Here is a 17,858-nt window from a genome sequence, read left to right on the forward strand (position 1 = left end):
TCGCCAGTGTTATTTGTCGTACAGAGCCAGGCGCGAGAGCGGCGTAATCTGCAGCCATACGGCATGAACAAAAACGCAACAAGGAAGGTGAAATGAATCGATTGGGCACGACCGCGGCGCTGCTGGCAGCACTCCTGCTGGGCGCGGCGGGATGCGCCAGCGAAGGCGGCACCGCCGCCGCCGAGCGCCGCGCCGACGACGCGTCGATCACGGCCGGCGTGAAGGCCGCGGTGGCGGCCGACGAACGGCTGCGGACGACCGAGATCGATGTCGACACCGACCAGGGAATCGTTCAGCTGAGCGGATTCGTCAGCTCGGCCGAGGATGTGGCGGCCGCCGCCGCGGCGGCACGCACGGTAAGAGGCGTGCTATCGGTCAGGAATGACCTGCGCCTGAAGTAGAAAAAGCAAACAACCCCATCGTAAGGAGATCATCATGAAAACCATCAAGACCGTCATCGTTACCGCTTCGCTCGCCACCGCAGCCCTGGGCCTGACCGGCTGCGCCGGCATGTCGCAACAGGACCGCAACACCGCGATCGGCGCCGGCGCCGGTGCCGTCATCGGCGGCGCCGTCTCGGGCGGCAGCGCCCTGGGCACCGTGGGCGGCGCAGCCGTCGGCGGCGTGATCGGCAACCAGGTCAAGACCACGCACTAAGCACAGCTGCACCAATACGTCGTCCCTGCGAAGGCAGGGACCCAATGTCGGCATGCGTCACCGCGGCGCTTGCAAGATTGGGTCCCTGCCTTCGCAGGGACGACGCCGTTTTGCGTTCGTGATTCCGTCGACGCGCCGCGTGCTACGCGAACGCCGGCGCCGCCACGCCCGCTCCCGCCTCGCGCACGATCTCGTAGCAGGTGCAGGCCGCCGCCGCCAGGCGTTCCGGATCGAGGATCTCGATGTTCCCGCGGCTGTAGATGATCAGCCCCTGCTGCTGCAGCGCGCTGGCGGCCTTGGTGACGCCCACGCGGCGCACGCCCAGGGCGTGGGCGAGGAACTCGTGGGTCAGGTGGAATTTGTCGGACTGCAGGCGGTCGCGCGTGATCAGCAGCGAACGCGCCAGGCGCGCTTCCAGCACGTGGTAGCGGCTGCAGACGGCGATCTGGATCGCCTGCGCCAGCAGCGCATCGGTATAGCGGTACAACACGCCCTGCAGCGAAGGGCTGCGCGCGAACTCGGCACGCAGGCGCGCGGCGTCGATGCGGCTGGCGCTGCCCGCGCGCTGCACGACGGCGCGCACCTGCGTCGTGTCGTGGCCCAGCGCGACGGTGGCGCCCAGCATGCCTTCCCGCCCAACCTGGCCGACTTCGAGCGTCATGCGCCCTTCGGCCACGGCCATCAGCGAGATCAGGCAATCGTGCGGAAAATAGACATGGCGGATCGGGTCGCCCGGCTCGCACAGCACGTCGCCGATCGCCACCTGTACCTGGTCCAGCGCCGGCAGGATGCGCGCCAGCTCGTCGCGCGGGAGCGCGGCCAACAGCAGGTTGGCATTGTGCTCGGCGGCCAGTGGCGGGGCGGCGGAATTCATCGGTCCCTCACGGTTGGACTTCATCGGTTCAAGCTTGCGGGCTGGATGGAATGGGCGGTGTTCGCATCGTCGAACTTACATTTGCAAACAATTGAAGTCAGCATAGCGGCCGTGCCAGGGCAGGTATGTACGGTGACGCACGGAATGCGGTGTTGTTGCTGAGGACAATGACGGCATACCGGCCCCAGGCGTAGCGGACACCGACACGATGCGCGCCGGCCCCAACGAATCGACGAGGACACACCATGGATACGCACCAGACGCCGGCCGCAAGGCCCCGCCAACACCCGCTCCTGATCGCCGCCGCCATCGCGGTCATCCTGTTCTGCGCCGTCGGCACGGCCGCCGTCATGGGCTGGCTGCCGTCGACCAAGGGCGGCAACCGCGACAACCTGACCGACGCCGACCGCGCCGCCCTGTCGGCCGGCCTGCAGCAGCCGGGCCAGCCGCTGGCCGCGACTGTGCCGGCCCCTGCCCCCGGCACCGCCACCGCGCTGGCCCCCGCCTACCCCGCCGCGCCGGCTCCGGCGCAGGGCTACGCACCGAATGCCTACCCGGTCCAGCCCGAAGCGCAGGCCTATGCCGCGCCGGGCGCCGCCTACGGGTCCGGCGTCGCCCAGGGCGCCACCGCGTCCGGCTATGCGGAACCGGTACAGGACAGCCATCCAAAGGCCAAGGAAGTGGCCGCCAACGACGGCGCCGAACGCTGGTGCGCCAGCTGCGGCAACGTCGAGTCGGTGCGCACGATCACGCGCCGCGCCCAGGGCAGCGGCGTGGGCGCGGCCGGCGGCGCCATCCTCGGCGGCCTGCTCGGCAACCAGATCGGCGGCGGCCACGGGCGCCAGCTGGCGACGGTGGCCGGAGCGGTCGGCGGCGCCGTCGTCGGCAACCAGGTCGAGGGCAATATGAAGGCGACCACCAGCTACGAGATCCGCGTGCGCCTGGACGACGGCACGCTGCGCACCTTCCACCAGAGCAGCGCGCCGCGCTGGCGCAACGGCGACCGCGTGCGCGTCGTGAAGGGCTCGCTGCGCGCCGCCTGACACGTCTCGCATTCCACCAGCGGCGCATGCGCTTACGCGCCGCGCATGGCTTCCGACCGGGCTATATGCCCGGTTTTTGTTTACGTTTTCTCAATGTGCGCCAGCGTACGGACCTTTACTGTCGAGCAGGTAAGAATAGTTCTACGCTGCAACATATAGCGAACCATTCAACGAAAGGAAGCCACATGAACAGCCTTGCATGGATCGGCATCATCTTCTGGGGACTTCTCGTGACCGGCTTCGGCCTCGCCAGCGTCACGCCGCCGCAGCACGCGCCGGTGGGCGACATGGCCGCGCAGGACATCATCTTCCTGATCGCGGGCGGCCTGCTGACCTGCCTGATCGGCATTGCCGGCCTGATGGGTTTCATGGGCTGGATCCCTGGCTTGAACGGCGCCGGCATGCATGGCGCGGGATTGCGAAAAGAATAAAAAAACGCGCCGTAATGTACGTCAACGTACGGAGCGTGATGAGCAGAAAGTGGAAACTGGATTCACGGCAAACGGATCGCCGTTTCAGATAAAAGAGAGGACCCCATCATGCTCTATACCATCGCTGTCATTCTTATCATCCTGTGGCTGCTCGGCCTGGTCACTTCGTACACCATCGGTGGTTTCATCCACATCCTGCTGGTCGTCGCCGTCATCATGATCCTGGTGCGCCTGATCAGTGGCCGAGGCATCTAGCATCCTGTTCGTAACGCGTAGTACCGACCGATCCGTTTCGCGGTCGCGCCCTGTGGCAAGATGGGCGTGACCACGAAACGGATATTTTTTTTCTGGAAGGAGACCACCATGAAGACAACCCTGATCCGATCGACCCTGTGCGCCACCGCCCTCGCCGTGGCCGCCAGCGGCTGCGCCGACATGAACGCCACCCAGCGCGGCACCGCCACCGCCGCCGGCGTGGGCGCCGGCCTGGGCGCGATCCTCGGCGCCGCCACGGGCGGCGGCGGCGGCGGCCGCGCGGCCGGCGGCGCGGTACTGGGCGCCGCGGCCGGCGCGGTGGTCGGCAACATCTGGTCCAAGCGCATGGAGCAGCAGCGCCAGCAGATGGAAGCGGCCACGCGCGGCACCGGCGTGCAGGTCTCGCAGACGGCCGACAACCGCCTGAAGCTGGAGATCCCGAGCGACATCTCGTTCGACACCAACCGCTCCGACATCAAGGCGAATTTCCGCCCGATCCTGGACCGCTTCGCCACAACGCTGCAGGACAATCCGGCCACCTACGTGACCATCATCGGCCACACCGACAGCACCGGCGGCGACGGCATCAACCAGCCGCTGTCGCTGGACCGCGCCAGCCATGCCCGCGACTACCTGGCCGGCCGCGGCGTGGCCGCCAGCCGCATCACCGTCGAAGGCCGCGCCGCGCGCGAACCGATCGCCTCGAACGACGACCCGGCCGGCCGCGCCCGCAACCGCCGCGTCGAGATCTTCGTGACGGAACCCGCCACCCAGGGTTGACTTCCCTCAAACCTGGGTCAGAGCCGGGGTCAGAGCCCGGTTTTGGGCAATAGCCCAAACGACACTTGGCCTCACGGAGCCGGCATTGGACACGCATCCATGCCGGCTTTTTTCTTTTGCGCCATTTCCAAAAACCGGGCTCTGACCCCGGCTCCGACCCCGGTTTGAGATAAGTCGTCTATACCGCGTCGAATCGCACCAAAGCAGTGCAGTCATTACCGCGATGTATACCCGTTGCATAAAGTGCACACTATTTCGGGGCACATTTGACGGATATCCCTCAACAATGGTCAGATGCCGCCCTTCGGCCGTCTTGACGGACCGAAATAAAAAGAGAGCCCGGACGTCCGGCCACGGATGCGACGGTTCACTGCACAAGTATTGGAGAGATTTTGACTAAGCAATTCGCCGTAAAGCACAGCGTGCTCGCTGTCGCGCTCACCCTCGCCTCCCCCGCACTCGTCCTGGCGCAGTCCCAGGAGCCGGTCCAGAAGGTCTACGTCACCGGTTCGAACATCAAGCGCGCCGCCAAGGAAGACTCGTCGCCGATCACCGTGATGTCGGCCAAGGAAATCGCCAGCACCGGTGCGAATACCGTCGCCGAACTGCTGCACTCGATCCCGGCCTTCGGCTCGGGCACGGCCAACGACACCTTCAACGACAACGGCTTCTCGAAGGGCGCCTCGACCGCGTCGCTGCGCAACCTGGGTTCCTCGTCGACGCTGGTGCTGCTGAACGGCCGCCGCATCGCCGCCGCCGCCTACGCCGACCCGAACCAGGGCAAGTCCACCGTCTACGACCTGAACAGCATTCCCGTGTCGGCCATCGCCCGCGTCGAAGTGTTCAAGGACGGCGCCTCGGCCGTGTACGGCTCGGACGCGATCGCCGGCGTCATCAACTTCATCACCCGCGACGACTACCAGGGCGCCGAGATCTCGGCCTCGACCGCCGCCAACGACGACGGCGAATTCAACCGCAACAACGTGAACGGCATCGTCGGCTTCGGCGACCTGGACAAGGACCGCTACAACGCCTTCATCAGCTTCGACCTGTCGAACCGTGGCCAGACCGGCATCAAGGACGTCAAGGACATCGAGCGCGGCGTGCTGGCCGACGTCAACGCGCGCCTGAACCCGTACGCCAGCTACGTGTCGGGCTCGCCGTTCTTCTTCAAGGAACGCACCCCGGGCGCCAAGAACTACTCGACCGCGTTCTCGAACAACGCCAACATCGTCAACCGCACGGCAGGCTGCCAGGGCAACCTGATCACCGGCGGCGCCGCCAACAACATCCTGCCGACCTCGATGCTGTACGGTCGCCAGTTCTGCAACTTCGACAGCAACGACTACTACGAAGCGCAGAGCAAGGGCAACGACGCCAACCTGCTGTCGAAGATCACCTTCAAGCTGGGCGAGAACGTCACCTCGTTCAGCGAGATCGGCTATACCCGCGTGGAACGCGAATACATCGGCCTGCCGAAGACCATCGCCTCGACCACCCCGACCACCGTGTTCCGCGTGGGCGGCCTGCCGTCCAGCTACCAGCTGCTGCTGCCGGCCGGCCATCCGGACAATCCGTTCGCGACCGGTAACACCGCCACCGCCTTCCGCATGGTCGGCACCAACGGCGGTTCGGAAAACGTCAACGAAACCTACCGCTTCCTGACGGGCCTGAAGGGCACCGTGGGCAGCTGGGACTGGGAAACCGCCTACCTGTACAACCGCACCGAACGCGAAGACACGGGCCACGGCTACCTGTACCGCCCGGTGATCGACCGTATCGCGACCGAGAACCGCACCATCGCCGCGACCATCGCCGACCCGAACGCCGTGCGCGACGTCGTCAACACCGGCTTCTCGCAAGTGCAGCAGATCGACGCCAAGGCATCGACCAGCTTCGGCAAGCTGGGCGGCGGCGAGATCGGCCTGGCCTTCGGCGGCGAGATCCGCCAGGAAAAGACCGGCCTGACCTCGGATCCGGAACTGGCAGCCGGTAACATCATCGGCCTGTCGAACTCCGTGCTGAACGGCCGCCGCATGGTCAAGTCGGCCTTCGTCGAACTGCGCACGCCGTTCACCAAGACCTTCGAGATGGACTTCGCCGGCCGCTACGACAAGTACCCGACCGCGCACAGCTTCGTGCCGAAGGTCGGCGCCAAGTGGGAAGTGAACGACAAGGTCACCTTCCGCGCCAGCTACGCCGAAGGCTTCCGCGCACCGGCGCTGTCGCAGGTGTCCCCGGGCGGCGTGCAGACCTTCAACAACAACTTCGTCGACCCGATCCGCTGCCCGGACGGCATCAATCCGGTCAACGGCGCCGACAAGCTGGACTGCGCACGCAGCATCTCGTCGGTCTCGACCCCGAACCCGGACCTGAAGAACGAAGAGTCGAAGAGCTGGTCCGTCGGCACCATCCTGGCGCCGACCCGCAACCTCGACATCCTGGTGGACTACTACAACATCCGCAAGGACAACGAAACCGCCCTGCTGTCGGCCGGCTACGTGGCCGAGCACCCGGAACTGTTCCCGGGCCTGGCGCTGCGTGACGCCAACAACCTGGTCGACGCCAACGGCAACGTGATCCCGAACTCGGGCCAGCTGCTGGCGATCAACCGCACCTTCGTCAACCAGGGCACGACCCAGACCTCGGGCCTGGACTTCGAAGTGGCGCACCGCCTGAACCTGGGCGACAAGGGCCGCGTGGCGACCCGCTTCAACTACAACTACACGCTGCGCTTCAAGCGCATCGAGCGTCCGGGCGAGATCGCGCACGACCTGACCGGCACCAACGGCGGCCTGTCCGACTGGGCGACCACCGTGGACGACATCCCGCGCCACCGCTTCAACCTGTCGAGCACGTGGTCGCGCGACGTGCACGCCGTCACCGTGTCGGCCGACTACGTGTCGTCCGTCTCGCTGCTGCGCCGCTACGACAACGACGTGACCTACCCGGTCCCGTACTGCCACTACGGCGTGGGCCAGCCGGCCGGTGCCTACCAGCTGGGCGGCCTGCCGAAGTTCAGCAACTACAGCAAGGACTGCAACGTCGACGAGTGGCTGACCTTCAACGTGGGCTACACCTACACGGGCTTCAAGGACTGGACCCTGTCGGCCAACGTGCGCAACATCTTCGACACCGAAGCGCCGTACGATCCGCGTTACGACCGTGAAGGCTACAACTCCCAGCTGCACAACGGCATGGGCCGCTACTTCCGCCTGACCGCATCGTACAAGTTCAAGTAATCACCTGAGCTGTCGTCCCTGAAAGCCGCCCGGTTCGCGCCGGGCGGCTTTTTTCGTCTGGGAGGAGGTATCCTGCTATACACTGCTACAGGAGAACCCATGCCAGACGACGATCCCATCCGCATCGTCCGCGAAGACATCCTTGCGGACCATTACTACACGCTCAAGAACATCACCTACGCGCAGCGCCGCCTGGACGGCAAGGTGCAGCAGCAATCGCGCGAAGTCTACGACTGCGCCAGCGGCGCTTCCGTGCTGCTGTACAACCGCGCCCGCCGCACCGTCGTGCTGACGCGCCAGTTCCGCCCCGGCGCGCGCCTGAACGGCCATGACGGCTTCCTGCTGGAAGCGGCGGCCGGCGTGCTGGACGGCGCCGACCCGGCCGAGCGCGCACGCGCGGAGGCGCTGGAAGAGACGGGCTACGCAATCGGCACGCCGCAGCCGGCCATGAGCCTGTTCGTCAGCCCCGGCAGCATCACCGAACGCAACCACCTGTTCGTCGCCGAATACGACCCGGACAATCGTCCCGGCGCCGGCGGCGGACAGGCCGAGGAAGGCGAGGACATCGACGTGGTCGAGATGGATTTCGACGACGCGCTGGCCCTCGTCGACAATGGCGGCATCATCGACGCCAAGACCGTGCTCCTGCTGCTGCACCTGGAGCGCAAGGTGCTGGGCCGCCATGGCGAAGCATCGTGAATCGAAAGGAAACCACATGAAACCAGTCTTTACGGCGGGCGTCCTCGCCTGCACCCTGTTCGCGGCATGCGCCCTGCCCGCTTCCGCGCAAACCATCAAGCCCGGCCTGTGGGACTTGTCCAGCCAGTTCAGCTCGCCGGACAAGCAGGTGCAATCGGCCATGAACGCGGCCCAGCAAACCATGCAGAACATGTCGCCCGAACAGCGTGCCCAGATGGAAACCCTGCTGCGCCAGAACGGCGTGCAGCTCGACATCGGCAGCGGCGGCGCCGTGCGCACCAAGGTATGCGTGACGCGCGAGATGGCCGAGCGCAAGGAATTTCCCATGCAGCGCGGCGACTGCACGCAGAAATACACCCAGCTGCCAGGCAACCGGGGCAGCATCGCGTTTTCCTGCTCCAAGCCCAAGGTCAGCGGCCAGGGCGAGATCGCCATGGTCAGCGATACCAGCTACCGGGCGAACATGCGCGTGACCAGCGAGCAGCAGGGGCACAGCCAGGTCGTCGATACCAACGTCACGGGGACGTGGGTGGGGGCCGATTGCGGCGGGTTGAAGCCTGTTGCCGCTGGCAAATAGAGACTGCTGCATACCGCTACGTCGTCCCCGCGCAGGCGGGGACCCATACTGAAGAACCGGATTCCGTACTCGGAAATACCCGGACTTCCCGGAGATACGGGCTTCGGAAGCTCAGCTTGGATCCCCGCCTGCGCGGGGATGACGGTCTTACTGTCGCCACGTACGCCTTCCGCGCGCCCCACCCTCCCCGCTCAGTACGCTGCCGTACAATGCGCCAATGATTCCTCCACTACACTTGTCTTACCACGCTGTCAGCCTTTCCCCATGCTCTCGATTCTAGAACGCCTCGACCCGAACAGCGACCGCATCGACCTGCTCGTCGACCTGGTCGACCAGCTGCGCCCGCGCCGCCCCGGCGACGTCGCCTATGCGCGCGGCCAGGTGCGCACGCTGTGCCAGTTATTGAAGGGCCATCCGGGCCAGGCCTGGGCCTTGCGCCGCTACATCGTCACCCTGCTGGAGACGCGCCGCCACACGAGCCTGTACTCCGACGTCGGCATCCTGTCCAACGACGGCTTCTTTACGGAACTGAAGAAACGCATCGCCTACCGCGTGCTGCCGCCCGCGCTCGACGAGCTGTACCTGTCCGATACCCTCGACCGCCTGCTGTGCCGCGACGACGACCACGCCTGGATCCGCGGCGTGCCGAACGCCGACTGGCTGGCGCTGTTCGACGTGATCGCGGCCGCTGCCCCGCCTGGCGGCGCCCCCGACGATTCGCCCAAGCGCGCCCGCAACATCATGCTGCGCGGCCTGCTCGACGCGATCCGCACGCTGTCCGCCCGCGTCTGCGCGCTGGGCCTGGAGCCGCGCCTGATCCACGCCCGCCGCGAGACCGAGGAGGTCGACTCGCCCTTCCTGATGCAGAACATCGAGGCCAACGCCTACCTCGACGCCTACGCGCGCCTGCTGGCCGGGGAAATCGGGGAAATGGAGGACGCGCGCCACCTGCTCGTCATGCTCGACCAGTGCGAGGAAGTGGTCGGCAAGATCCGGCGCGGCGCGCTGGCTTCCGGCACCACGGTCGCCCTCACTTACCTGCTGGTGGCCCTGACGCAGAGCATCGACCGCCTGCGCAAGCTGCTGTTCCTCGTCGACGTCAGCGGCACGCTGCCGGCCGCGCCGGGCGTCGACCTGGCCAAGGTCACGGGCGAATCGGAAGGCGCCGACCTGGAAGCCAGCCCGCGCCGCCGCGCCGCCGTCGCGCTGGCGCACGAACTGGCCGAGGCGCACAACACCAAGTACGAGGTGCGCGGCCTGCTGCGCGACAATATCGACTTGCTGGCCCGTAACGTCACGGAAAACGCCAGCCGCACGGGCGAGCACTACATCGCCGAGCGGCGCGCCGACCTGCGCGGCATGTTCGCCTCGGCGGCCGGCGCCGGCGTCGTGATCGGCTTCATGGCCCTGGTGAAGATCCTGATCTCGTACATGCACCGCGCGCCGCTGATCGAGGCCCTGCTCTACAGCATGAACTACGCGATCGGCTTCATGCTCGTGCACGTGCTCCACTTCACCATCGCCACCAAGCAGCCGGCGATGACGGCCGCCCGCATCGCCGCCGCCCTGCACGAGAGCAGCCACGGCGGCTCGCGCAAGCAGGTCGACATCGACAGCATGGCGGCCCTCGTCAACAAGGTGTTCCGCAGCCAGATCGTGGCGGTGCTGGGCAACCTGGCCACCGTGATCCCCGTCGCCTACCTGATCGCCATGGGCTGGTACTGGGTCTTCGGCAGCCACCTGGTGAACGTGTTCAAGGCGCGCCACCTCATCGAGGACAGTCACCCGTGGGAATCGCTGGCCCTGCTGCACGCGGCCATCGCCGGCGTGTGGCTGTTCGTCTCGGGCCTCGTGTCCGGCTACTACGACAACAAGGCCTTGTATACCCGCATGGGCCGCCGCGTCGAGCAGCTGCGCTGGCTGCGCCGCCTGCTGGGGCGCGAGCGCCTGGCGCTGTTCGGCCGCTACATCGAGGACAACCTCGGGGGCCTGATGGGCAATATGGTGTTCGGCATCCTGATGGGCATCACGGCCACCGTCGGCTTCCTGCTCGGCCTGCCGCTGGACATCCGCCACGTGACGTTCTCGTCGGCCAACGCCGCCATCGGCTTCGTCGGCCTGGAACAGAACGTCGATCCCGAGACGATCGGCATCACCTTCCTCGGTATCGCGCTGATCGGCATGGTCAACCTCCTGGTCAGCTTCGGGCTGGCCCTGTGGGTGGCGCTGCGCGCCCGCAAGATCCGCTTCCGCCACGGCTTCAGCCTGCTGCGCGCCCTCGGCCGCCGCCTGCGCACGGCGCCGCTGGATTTCTTCGTCGGCCCGCGCGACCTGGAGACGCTCGCGCCGGATCCGGTCCACCAGAGAGGACTCAAATGAACCTCCCGTCGCCGTTCCCCCAACTGCTGCGCTGGATGCGCGCCCACCCGGGCGCGCGTCCGCTCGCCGCCGTGCTCGCCCTCGGCCTGTGCGCCGCCATCGTCTCGTGCAAGACCCTGCCCGACGTCGAGCCGGAGGCGCCGCCGAAAGCCGTGCCCACGATCGCCACGACGAGCGGCACGCTGCCCGCGCAGAAGGCCTCGGCCCTGGTGGCGCGGCGCTGGGCCAATGCCAGCGGCGACCTGAAGGCGCTGGCCGTGATGGAGGAACAGGCGACGGGCGTGCCGCTCATCGCCGGCAACAAGGTGACGCTGCTGTTCGACGGCCCGGCCACGATGCGCGAGATGATCGCCGCCGCGCGCACGGCGAAAAGCTCGATCAACCTCGAGACCTATATCTTCGACCCCGACGAGATCGGCACCGAATTCGCCGACCTGCTCATCGAGAAGCAGAAGAGCGGCGTGCAGGTCAACATCATGGTCGACGCGGTCGGCAACCTCACCACCCCGCCCGCCTTCTTCGACCGCATGCGCCAGGCCGGCATCCGCGTGGTCGTGTTCAACCCCGTCAACCCGGCCAAGGCCAAGGGCAAGTGGGAAGTGAACAACCGCGACCACCGCAAGCTGATGATCGTCGACGGCCGCGTCGCCTTCACGGGCGGCATCAACATCAGCAGCACCTATGCCAACAGCTCGCTGTTCCGCTCCAAGAACAAGAAAAAGCAGATCAACGGCGACAAGGTCGGCTGGCGCGACACCCATATCCGCATCGAGGGCCCCGCCGTCGCGCCGCTGCAATGGTCGTTCGTGAACCTGTGGGTGCGCCAGGAAGGCGGCGAACTCACGCAGGCGGACTACTTCCCCGCGCTGGCGCCCGTGGGCGACAAGTTCGTGCGCGTACTGGCCACGACGCCGGAGCGCGACTCGGAAATCTACAAGTCGCTCGTCACCGCGATCAACGAAGCCAAGAGCTCGATCCACCTGACGGCCGCCTACTTCGTGCCGGACCAGCAGATCGTCGACGCCCTCGTGGGCGCGGCCAGGCGCGGCGTCGACGTCAAATTGATCCTGCCCGGCGTCTCGGACCACAGCCTGATCCGCTACGCCGGCCAGAACTTCTACGAGCCCCTGCTGGCCGGCGGCGTGCGCATCTTCGAGCTGCAGATCGCCGTGCTGCACGCGAAGACGGCCGTGATCGACGGCGCCTGGTCGACGATCGGCTCCGCCAACATCGACCGCCGCAGCTTCATCCACAACTACGAATTGAACGTGGTCGTCATCGACCCGGCGTTCGGACGCGACATGGAGAGCGCGTTCAACGAGGACATGCGCGATTCGAAGGAAGTGCTGCTGGAGCAGTGGCGGCACCGGCCGTGGATGGACCGGATCAAGGAGACGGTGGCGCGGTTGGGGGAGTACTGGATTTGAGCACCTGCCATCGAACATCCCGTCGCCCCTGCAAAGGCAGGGGCCCAATCCAGCATGCGCAGCCGTAACGCATGCAACATTGGGTCCCTGCCTTCGCAGGGACGACGGCATTTATTGCAGGGGCTTAGATTCCGGCCGCGTACAACCCCTCCGCCTGCTCCGTCCACACATTCCCCGCCCGCATGAACTTTTCCGTCGCCATGACCTGGAACTGGTTGTGCACCGTATCCCACCCATAGCGGTCGACCTCGATGCGCTCGCGCTCGATGCGGATCACGTTGAAGGAATTGACCTCGCCGCGGCCGCGCGTGGACGTCGCCGTGCCGGCCTGGACGACCAGGGCCGCATATTCGCTGATCTTGTAGCGCGCCTGCGTGTTGCCAGCGTGGCTCAGGTGCAGGTGGCCGGCCATCAGCAAATCGACGCCCAGGTCCTTGAACACGTCCATCGCCATGCCGGCGCGGTCGACCAGGTCGCGCTCTTCCGAGCCCTGCGGCAGGTCGAACGGGTGGTGCGTGACGACGACGCGCGTCATCTTCGGGTCCAGGCCGGACAGCGTTTCGCGGATCTTCGCGACCTGCTCCTTGTTGACGCGGCCGTCCTTGAAGGTCAGCGAGCGCGCCGTGTTCACGCCCAGCACGGCGATCTCGTCGTCGATATAGACGGGATCGAGGTCGTCCGTGATGTAGCGCTTGTAGCGGTCCAGCGGCAGCACGAAGCGGCGGAACACGTTGTACAGCGAGATGTCGTGGTTGCCCGGCACGATGATCTGCGGTTCGGGCAGCGTGTCGAGCCAGGCGCGGGCCTGCTCGAATTCCTCGGACTTGGCGCGCTGGGTCAGGTCGCCGGAGACCACGACAGCCGTCGGGGCGATGCGGTGGACGAGGTCGCGCAAGGGATCGAGCAAAGCGGGATCGACGCGGCCGAAATGCAGGTCGGAAAGATGAACGAGTGTACGCATGGTCTGGGTTTCCGTTTCTGGTCTTGTGACGGTGATTCAGCTTGGTCCCGTCATTGTTGCCGCCGGCACCATCACCGTCAGTGCGCCAGGTCGCACCCGGTAGCGAAGAGGCGGCTTCATGACCGTCACTTCGCCGTCCGTGGCCACGCGCAATCGTTTGCGGTGCGTGACGATGTCGAGCGCCGGCGCGTGCAGCACGTCGAAGTCGTCGCGGTCGCCCAGCCTGCCGCGCAACGCGTCGAACGCGAAGCGCAAGAGGCCCAGGCGGGTCGGGCTCTGGGCCACGTAGAGGCTGAGCAGGCCGTCGTCGATGCGTTCGCGCTCGCCGATCGCCAGCCCCTCCATCGTGTAGCGGTTGTTGCCGATGAAGACGAAGGGCGTGCGCCGCGCCAGCTCCTCGGGGCCCACGTGCAGGCGCATGGACAGGAAGGGATAGCGGCGCAGCGCCGCCAGCGTGGCCCACAGCGCCGCCGGCCACTTGCCGCGGCCCAGGCGGCGCTGCTGGCGCTCGCGGTCGCGCACGATGTCCGGGTAGAGCCCGAGGCTGGAATTGTTGAGGAAGACGCGGCCGTTGACCTCGCCCACGTCGACGCGCTTGGGGCGTCCCCGGGCCAGGTTGCGGATCGCCTCGTCCAGGTCGAGCGGGATGCCGAGGTCCTTGGCGAAATGGTTCAGCGTGCCCATCGGCAGCACGCCGAACACGACGCCGGTGCCGGCCAGCACCGAGGCGACGGCGTTCATCGTGCCGTCGCCGCCGCCGGCCGCGACGAGGCGCGCGCCGCCGTCGACGGCGCGGCGCGCGGCCGCGATCATCTCGTCGCCGCTGCCGGCCAGCACCAGTTCGGCGTCGAGCCCGGCGTCGCGCAGCGCGGCGCGCATGCGGCCGGCCGCTTCCTCGTCATGGCCATTGCCGGCGCCGCCATTGACGACCACGAGGACCGGTTTCACGCGCCGCCCCGCGCCTGGGCCCGCGCGCGTTCGCTCCACGAGGGCTTGCCGCGCGCCAGGCGGCGCCGGTGCAGCGTGGCCACGGCGGTCACGCACACGGACAGCCAGGCGGCGCCCTCGAGCGTGGCGGCCAGCACGTCGGACAGGTAGTGCGCGCCCAGGTACATGCGCGACAGCGCCACCAGCGCCACCATCGCGCAGGCGCCAAGCACGACGAGGACGCGCAGCGCCCTGCCGTGCACGCGCCGCACCAGGTAGCAGGCCAGCAGGCCGTAGAACACGGTGGCGGCGGCCGTGTGGCCGCTGGGGAAGCTGTAGGTGGTGAGCGTGAGCAGCGGCTCGTCGAAGCTGGGCCGGGCGCGCTGGAACACATGCTTGAGCGCGACGTTGAGCAGCATGCCGCCGGGGATCGCCGTGACGGCCACGAGCAGCCAGTAATGGGCGCCGCGGCGCCAGAACCACAGCGCCAGCAGCACGCCCATGATGCTGGAGCCGACGATGCCGTTCCAGTGCGTGATGAAGAACATCACCTGGGTGAACACGGGATGGGCGCGCGTATGGAACCACTGGGCGAGCTGGGCGTCGATGACGGTGATGGTGTCGCCCTCGACGACGTCCTCGGCGAGCTCGCCAAACACGAAGCCGGCGAACAGGATCAGGCACACCCCGATGGTGAGGTGCAGGCCCATCTCCCCTTCGGGAGAGAAGCGCGCCGCCAGGAACGCGCGCAGGCGCTGGTGCAGGTTGGCAGATGTGGTGGACATAAGCTCTACATGTGGCTTGCTGGCAAAAAAACCACAATTTCTTTCTTGGACTGTTTTTTTATACAGTAACTGTAGATTTATACAGTAGTTATGCTATTCTTTATTCACCTGAGCAACACGTCAACATACTTTACTCGATGAAAGGGATCATCATGACCACTCTGAACAGCTCCTTCGGCCTGGAATATGCCCCTACGCCTTTCCTGGTGCGCTTCGGCCGCCGCGAAATGCTCGTGACCCGCGACTTCCGCAAGCGCTTCTACCCGGTCAACCCGATCATCGAATGCGATACCGGCGTCGAGCCGGGCCATGTGGAAGTGCTGCTGTTCAAGCGCTGGCTGCTGATCCTCTCCAAGGGCCGCTGAAAGTCGCTGACTGCATAAGGTTCATCGTTTTCATTCGTTTTCTTTCGCTCGGCAGGAACCTAATCTATTGGCTCCCCTTCCCCGAAAGAAAACGATGTTTCATAAAAAAATCACTGCCGCACTGGCCGCCATCGTCCTCCTTGCACAGTCGGCCGCCTTTGCCGCCGACATCACGCTGCTGAACGTCTCCTACGACCCGACGCGCGAGCTGTACCAGGACTTCAACCAGGCCTTCGCGCGCCAGTACAAGGCCAAGACGGGCGACAACGTCACCATCAAGCAGTCGCACGGCGGTTCGGGCAAGCAGGCGCGCTCCGTGATCGACGGCCTGCAGGCCGACGTTGTCACGCTGGCGTTGGCCTACGACATCGATGCTATCAGCGAACGTGGCCTGATTGCGCACAACTGGCAGGGGCGCCTGGCCCACCGCAGCACGCCGTACGCGTCGACCATCGTGTTCCTGGTCCGCAAGGGCAATCCGAAAGGCATCAAGGACTGGGCCGACCTGGTCAAGCCGGGCGTGTCCGTGATCACCCCGAACCCGAAGACCTCGGGCGGCGCCCGCTGGAACCACCTGGCCGCCTGGGGCTACGCCCTGCGCCTGCCGGGCGGCAGCGAGGCCACGGCACGCGACTACCTGGCCAGGCTGTACAAGAACGTGCCCGTGCTGGACTCGGGCGCGCGCGGCGCCACCACCACCTTCGTCGAGCGCGGCATCGGCGACGTGCTCATCGCCTGGGAAAACGAGGCGCTGCTGGCCGTCAAGGAACTGGGCCCCGACAAGTTCGAAGTCGTCGCCCCGTCCGTCTCCATCCTGGCCGAGCCGCCCGTTGCCGTCGTCGACAAGGTCGTCGACAAGCGCGGCACCCGCGCCGTGGCCGAGGCCTATTTGCAATACCTGTACACGGCCGAGGGCCAGAAGATCGCCGCCAAGCACTACTATCGCCCGCTCGTCGAGCCGTTCAACAAGCAGTACGCGGCGCAATTCCCGAACGTGAAGCTGTTCACCATCGACGAGGTGGCGGGCGGCTGGACCAAGGCGCAGAAGGCGCACTTTGCGGATGGGGGGTTGTTCGACCAGATCTATCAGCCGGGCCGTAAATAACGTAGTCAGCCCAAAAACCGTCGCCCCTGCGCAGGCAGGGGCCCAATTTCTGCGCGCAGTGGTGCAAGCGAACTTGGGCCCCCGCCTTCGCGGGGGCGACGGCGTTTACACTTGCAAATCCTTGCCCCAAACACCATCTTGTAAAAAATGACTTGAAATCCGCGGCTGGGCCACGATTGTCTAATCAATCAAGCCTGGCCGTTCGGATACGCACGCCGCGTGCCGGCGGCCGTTCTCCAACCCACGAGAAGGAGCAAGTCATGGCAGTGCAACTACGTAAGCTCGACGAACAAGTCGTCGTCATCACCGGCGCCACCAGCGGCATCGGCCTCACGACGGCGCGCCAGGCGGCCGAGGGCGGCGCCCGGCTGGTGCTGGCGGCCAGGAGCGGCGATGCGCTGGACCAGCTGGCCAGCGAGCTGCGCCGCACCGGCACCCAGGTCGCGACCGTGGCGGCCGACGTCGGCAAGGCCGAGGACGTCGAACGCATCGGCCACACGGCGATGCAGCGCTTCGGCCGCATCGACACCTGGATCAACAATGCCGGCGTCTCCATCTTCGGCCGCAACGAAGACATCCCCATCGAAGACATGCAGCGCCTGTTCCAGACCAACTACTGGGGCGTGGTGCACGGCTCGCTCGAAGCCGTCAAGCACATGAAGACGCGCGGCGGCGGCGCCATCATCAACCTTGGCAGCGAACTTTCGGACCACTCCATTCCGCTGCAGGGCATCTATGCCGCGTCCAAGCACGCGGTCAAGGCCTTCACCGACTCGCTGCGCATGGAACTGGAAAAGGACAAGGCGCCCATCTCCGTGACCCTTGTGAAGCCGGCCGGCATCGAGACCATGTTCGTGCCGCATGCGCGCAACTACATGGACAAGGAACCCGCGCTGCCGAAACCCGTCTACGCGCCGGAGCTGGCCGCCAAGGCGATCCTGTACGCGGCCCAGCACCCGAAGCGCGACGTGTTTGTCGGCGGCGCCGCGAAGGCGCTGTCGAGCTCCAACTTCGCCATGCCCGGCGTCATGGAACGCTTCCTGCGCGCCACCATGTTCGCCCAGCAGAAGTCCAAGCAGGCCAGCCCGCCGAACCGCCGCGACGCCCTGTACGAGCCGGATCCGCGCAGCGAACTGCGCCAGCGCCAGGATGCGTCGAAGCCCGTCATCGAAAGCTGCGCCTACACGTCGGCCGCGCTGCGCACGCCCAAGCTGCTGCCGCTGCTGGTCGGCGGTGCCGCGCTGTTCGGCGCATGGAAGCTGGCGCGCCGTCCGGGTGGATTGCGCTCAGCGTTTTAAGCCAGCGTCCGCGCACGGTGGGCACGTGGTGCCCACCGGCCTCTCAACGACAA

At 66.5% G+C, this 17,858-nt stretch carries 18 protein-coding genes; 14 read left to right on the forward strand and 4 right to left on the reverse strand.

The genetic code is table 11. The annotated features are described in order from the left end of the window. The first annotated feature begins 92 nt into the window (after positions 1-92). Both QPK32_RS03970 and QPK32_RS03975 read left to right on the forward strand, forming a co-directional pair. Entirely contained in the window at positions 93-401 is a 309-nt protein-coding gene (locus QPK32_RS03970; protein ID WP_290411473.1) for a BON domain-containing protein, read from the forward strand. Between the two features lie 34 nt (positions 402-435). After that, positions 436-657 carry a glycine zipper 2TM domain-containing protein gene (locus QPK32_RS03975; RefSeq protein WP_290411474.1) on the forward strand — a complete coding sequence of 74 codons (222 nt, stop codon included), beginning with the start codon at positions 436-438 and terminating at the stop codon, positions 655-657. A gap of 142 nt (positions 658-799) precedes the next feature. Here QPK32_RS03975 and QPK32_RS03980 read toward each other — a convergent pair whose 3' ends face one another. After that, entirely contained in the window at positions 800-1,531 is a 732-nt protein-coding gene (locus QPK32_RS03980; protein WP_290411475.1) for a Crp/Fnr family transcriptional regulator, read from the reverse strand. 245 nt (positions 1,532-1,776) lie between these two features. Here QPK32_RS03980 and QPK32_RS03985 point away from each other — a divergent pair, with 245 nt between their 5' ends. The 9 genes from QPK32_RS03985 to cls all read left to right on the forward strand — a co-directional run bounded on the left by QPK32_RS03985 (position 1,777) and on the right by cls (position 12,364). Next, complete coding sequence (locus tag QPK32_RS03985; protein ID WP_290411476.1) at positions 1,777-2,574, forward strand: glycine zipper 2TM domain-containing protein; 798 nt, start codon at positions 1,777-1,779, stop codon at positions 2,572-2,574. 185 nt (positions 2,575-2,759) lie between these two features. Then, positions 2,760-3,005, forward strand: a complete 246-nt coding sequence (locus tag QPK32_RS03990) for a hypothetical protein (RefSeq protein WP_290411477.1) — start codon at positions 2,760-2,762, stop codon at positions 3,003-3,005. Between the two features lie 108 nt (positions 3,006-3,113). Continuing rightward, positions 3,114-3,260, forward strand: coding sequence for a lmo0937 family membrane protein (locus tag QPK32_RS03995; protein ID WP_170205093.1), 147 nt, complete (start codon positions 3,114-3,116; stop codon positions 3,258-3,260). A gap of 108 nt (positions 3,261-3,368) precedes the next feature. Continuing rightward, complete coding sequence (locus QPK32_RS04000) at positions 3,369-4,040, forward strand: OmpA family protein (RefSeq protein ID WP_290411478.1); 672 nt, start codon at positions 3,369-3,371, stop codon at positions 4,038-4,040. 392 nt (positions 4,041-4,432) lie between these two features. Continuing rightward, positions 4,433-7,282: a TonB-dependent receptor domain-containing protein gene (locus tag QPK32_RS04005; RefSeq protein ID WP_290411479.1), complete on the forward strand. Its 2,850-nt coding sequence runs from the start codon at positions 4,433-4,435 to the stop codon at positions 7,280-7,282. Between the two features lie 99 nt (positions 7,283-7,381). Further along, entirely contained in the window at positions 7,382-7,981 is a 600-nt protein-coding gene (locus QPK32_RS04010) for an NUDIX domain-containing protein (protein ID WP_290411480.1), read from the forward strand. Positions 7,982-7,997: 16 nt separating this feature from the next. After that, positions 7,998-8,558 (forward strand): DUF3617 domain-containing protein, encoded by a 561-nt coding sequence (locus QPK32_RS04015; protein WP_290411481.1) that lies wholly within the window; start codon positions 7,998-8,000, stop codon positions 8,556-8,558. 264 nt (positions 8,559-8,822) lie between these two features. Continuing rightward, positions 8,823-10,937: a site-specific recombinase gene (locus QPK32_RS04020; protein ID WP_290411482.1), complete on the forward strand. Its 2,115-nt coding sequence runs from the start codon at positions 8,823-8,825 to the stop codon at positions 10,935-10,937. 35 nt (positions 10,938-10,972) lie between these two features. Next, positions 10,973-12,364 carry a cardiolipin synthase gene (gene cls, locus QPK32_RS04025; RefSeq protein WP_374046702.1) on the forward strand — a complete coding sequence of 464 codons (1,392 nt, stop codon included), beginning with the start codon at positions 10,973-10,975 and terminating at the stop codon, positions 12,362-12,364. A gap of 124 nt (positions 12,365-12,488) precedes the next feature. On the opposite strand, the gene QPK32_RS04030 is transcribed toward cls, so the two are convergent. Genes QPK32_RS04030 through QPK32_RS04040 form a run of 3 tightly spaced genes read right to left on the reverse strand, consistent with a single transcriptional unit; the run spans position 12,489 to position 15,037 of the window. After that, a complete protein-coding gene (locus QPK32_RS04030; RefSeq protein ID WP_290411484.1) occupies positions 12,489-13,325 on the reverse strand; it encodes a metallophosphoesterase in 837 nt (278 codons plus the stop codon). A gap of 36 nt (positions 13,326-13,361) precedes the next feature. Beyond that, positions 13,362-14,273, reverse strand: a complete 912-nt coding sequence (locus tag QPK32_RS04035; RefSeq protein WP_290411485.1) for a diacylglycerol kinase family protein — start codon at positions 14,271-14,273, stop codon at positions 13,362-13,364. Continuing rightward, positions 14,270-15,037: a phosphatase PAP2 family protein gene (locus QPK32_RS04040; protein WP_290411486.1), complete on the reverse strand. Its 768-nt coding sequence runs from the start codon at positions 15,035-15,037 to the stop codon at positions 14,270-14,272. The genes QPK32_RS04035 and QPK32_RS04040 overlap by 4 nt, the downstream gene beginning before the upstream one ends. A 152-nt stretch (positions 15,038-15,189) precedes the next feature. On the opposite strand from QPK32_RS04040, the gene QPK32_RS04045 reads away from it, so the two are divergent. The 3 genes from QPK32_RS04045 (at position 15,190) to QPK32_RS04055 (ending at position 17,805) form a co-directional block, all read left to right on the forward strand. After that, positions 15,190-15,402 carry a hypothetical protein gene (locus QPK32_RS04045; protein WP_290411487.1) on the forward strand — a complete coding sequence of 71 codons (213 nt, stop codon included), beginning with the start codon at positions 15,190-15,192 and terminating at the stop codon, positions 15,400-15,402. Between the two features lie 94 nt (positions 15,403-15,496). Then, the gene (locus QPK32_RS04050) at positions 15,497-16,507 is read left to right on the forward strand and encodes a sulfate ABC transporter substrate-binding protein (protein WP_290411488.1); all 1,011 of its coding nucleotides are present in this window, start codon (positions 15,497-15,499) and stop codon (positions 16,505-16,507) included. A gap of 260 nt (positions 16,508-16,767) precedes the next feature. After that, positions 16,768-17,805, forward strand: coding sequence for an SDR family oxidoreductase (locus tag QPK32_RS04055; protein WP_290411489.1), 1,038 nt, complete (start codon positions 16,768-16,770; stop codon positions 17,803-17,805). Positions 17,806-17,858: the final 53 nt, after the last annotated feature.

It is taken from the genome of Massilia sp. YIM B02763 (genome assembly GCF_030412015.1).
Taxonomy (GTDB): domain Bacteria; phylum Pseudomonadota; class Gammaproteobacteria; order Burkholderiales; family Burkholderiaceae_D; genus Telluria.

Excerpts from the sequence above, each read along its gene's own strand:
- cls (WP_374046702.1), top strand. The coding sequence starts at position 10,973 with ATGCGCGCCCACCCGGGCGCGCGTCCGCTCGCCGCCGTGCTCGCCCTC.
- QPK32_RS03975 (WP_290411474.1), top strand. The coding sequence starts at position 436 with ATGAAAACCATCAAGACCGTCATCGTTACCGCTTCGCTCGCCACCGCA.
- QPK32_RS04055 (WP_290411489.1), top strand. The coding sequence starts at position 16,768 with ATGGCAGTGCAACTACGTAAGCTCGACGAACAAGTCGTCGTCATCACC.
- QPK32_RS03985 (WP_290411476.1), top strand. The coding sequence starts at position 1,777 with ATGGATACGCACCAGACGCCGGCCGCAAGGCCCCGCCAACACCCGCTC.
- QPK32_RS04010 (WP_290411480.1), top strand. The coding sequence starts at position 7,382 with ATGCCAGACGACGATCCCATCCGCATCGTCCGCGAAGACATCCTTGCG.
- QPK32_RS04030 (WP_290411484.1), bottom strand. The coding sequence starts at position 13,325 with ATGCGTACACTCGTTCATCTTTCCGACCTGCATTTCGGCCGCGTCGAT.
- QPK32_RS03970 (WP_290411473.1), top strand. The coding sequence starts at position 93 with ATGAATCGATTGGGCACGACCGCGGCGCTGCTGGCAGCACTCCTGCTG.
- QPK32_RS03990 (WP_290411477.1), top strand. The coding sequence starts at position 2,760 with ATGAACAGCCTTGCATGGATCGGCATCATCTTCTGGGGACTTCTCGTG.
- QPK32_RS04020 (WP_290411482.1), top strand. The coding sequence starts at position 8,823 with ATGCTCTCGATTCTAGAACGCCTCGACCCGAACAGCGACCGCATCGAC.
- QPK32_RS04050 (WP_290411488.1), top strand. The coding sequence starts at position 15,497 with ATGTTTCATAAAAAAATCACTGCCGCACTGGCCGCCATCGTCCTCCTT.
- QPK32_RS04015 (WP_290411481.1), top strand. The coding sequence starts at position 7,998 with ATGAAACCAGTCTTTACGGCGGGCGTCCTCGCCTGCACCCTGTTCGCG.
- QPK32_RS03995 (WP_170205093.1), top strand. The coding sequence starts at position 3,114 with ATGCTCTATACCATCGCTGTCATTCTTATCATCCTGTGGCTGCTCGGC.
- QPK32_RS03980 (WP_290411475.1), bottom strand. The coding sequence starts at position 1,531 with ATGAATTCCGCCGCCCCGCCACTGGCCGCCGAGCACAATGCCAACCTG.
- QPK32_RS04045 (WP_290411487.1), top strand. The coding sequence starts at position 15,190 with ATGACCACTCTGAACAGCTCCTTCGGCCTGGAATATGCCCCTACGCCT.
- QPK32_RS04000 (WP_290411478.1), top strand. The coding sequence starts at position 3,369 with ATGAAGACAACCCTGATCCGATCGACCCTGTGCGCCACCGCCCTCGCC.
- QPK32_RS04040 (WP_290411486.1), bottom strand. The coding sequence starts at position 15,037 with ATGTCCACCACATCTGCCAACCTGCACCAGCGCCTGCGCGCGTTCCTG.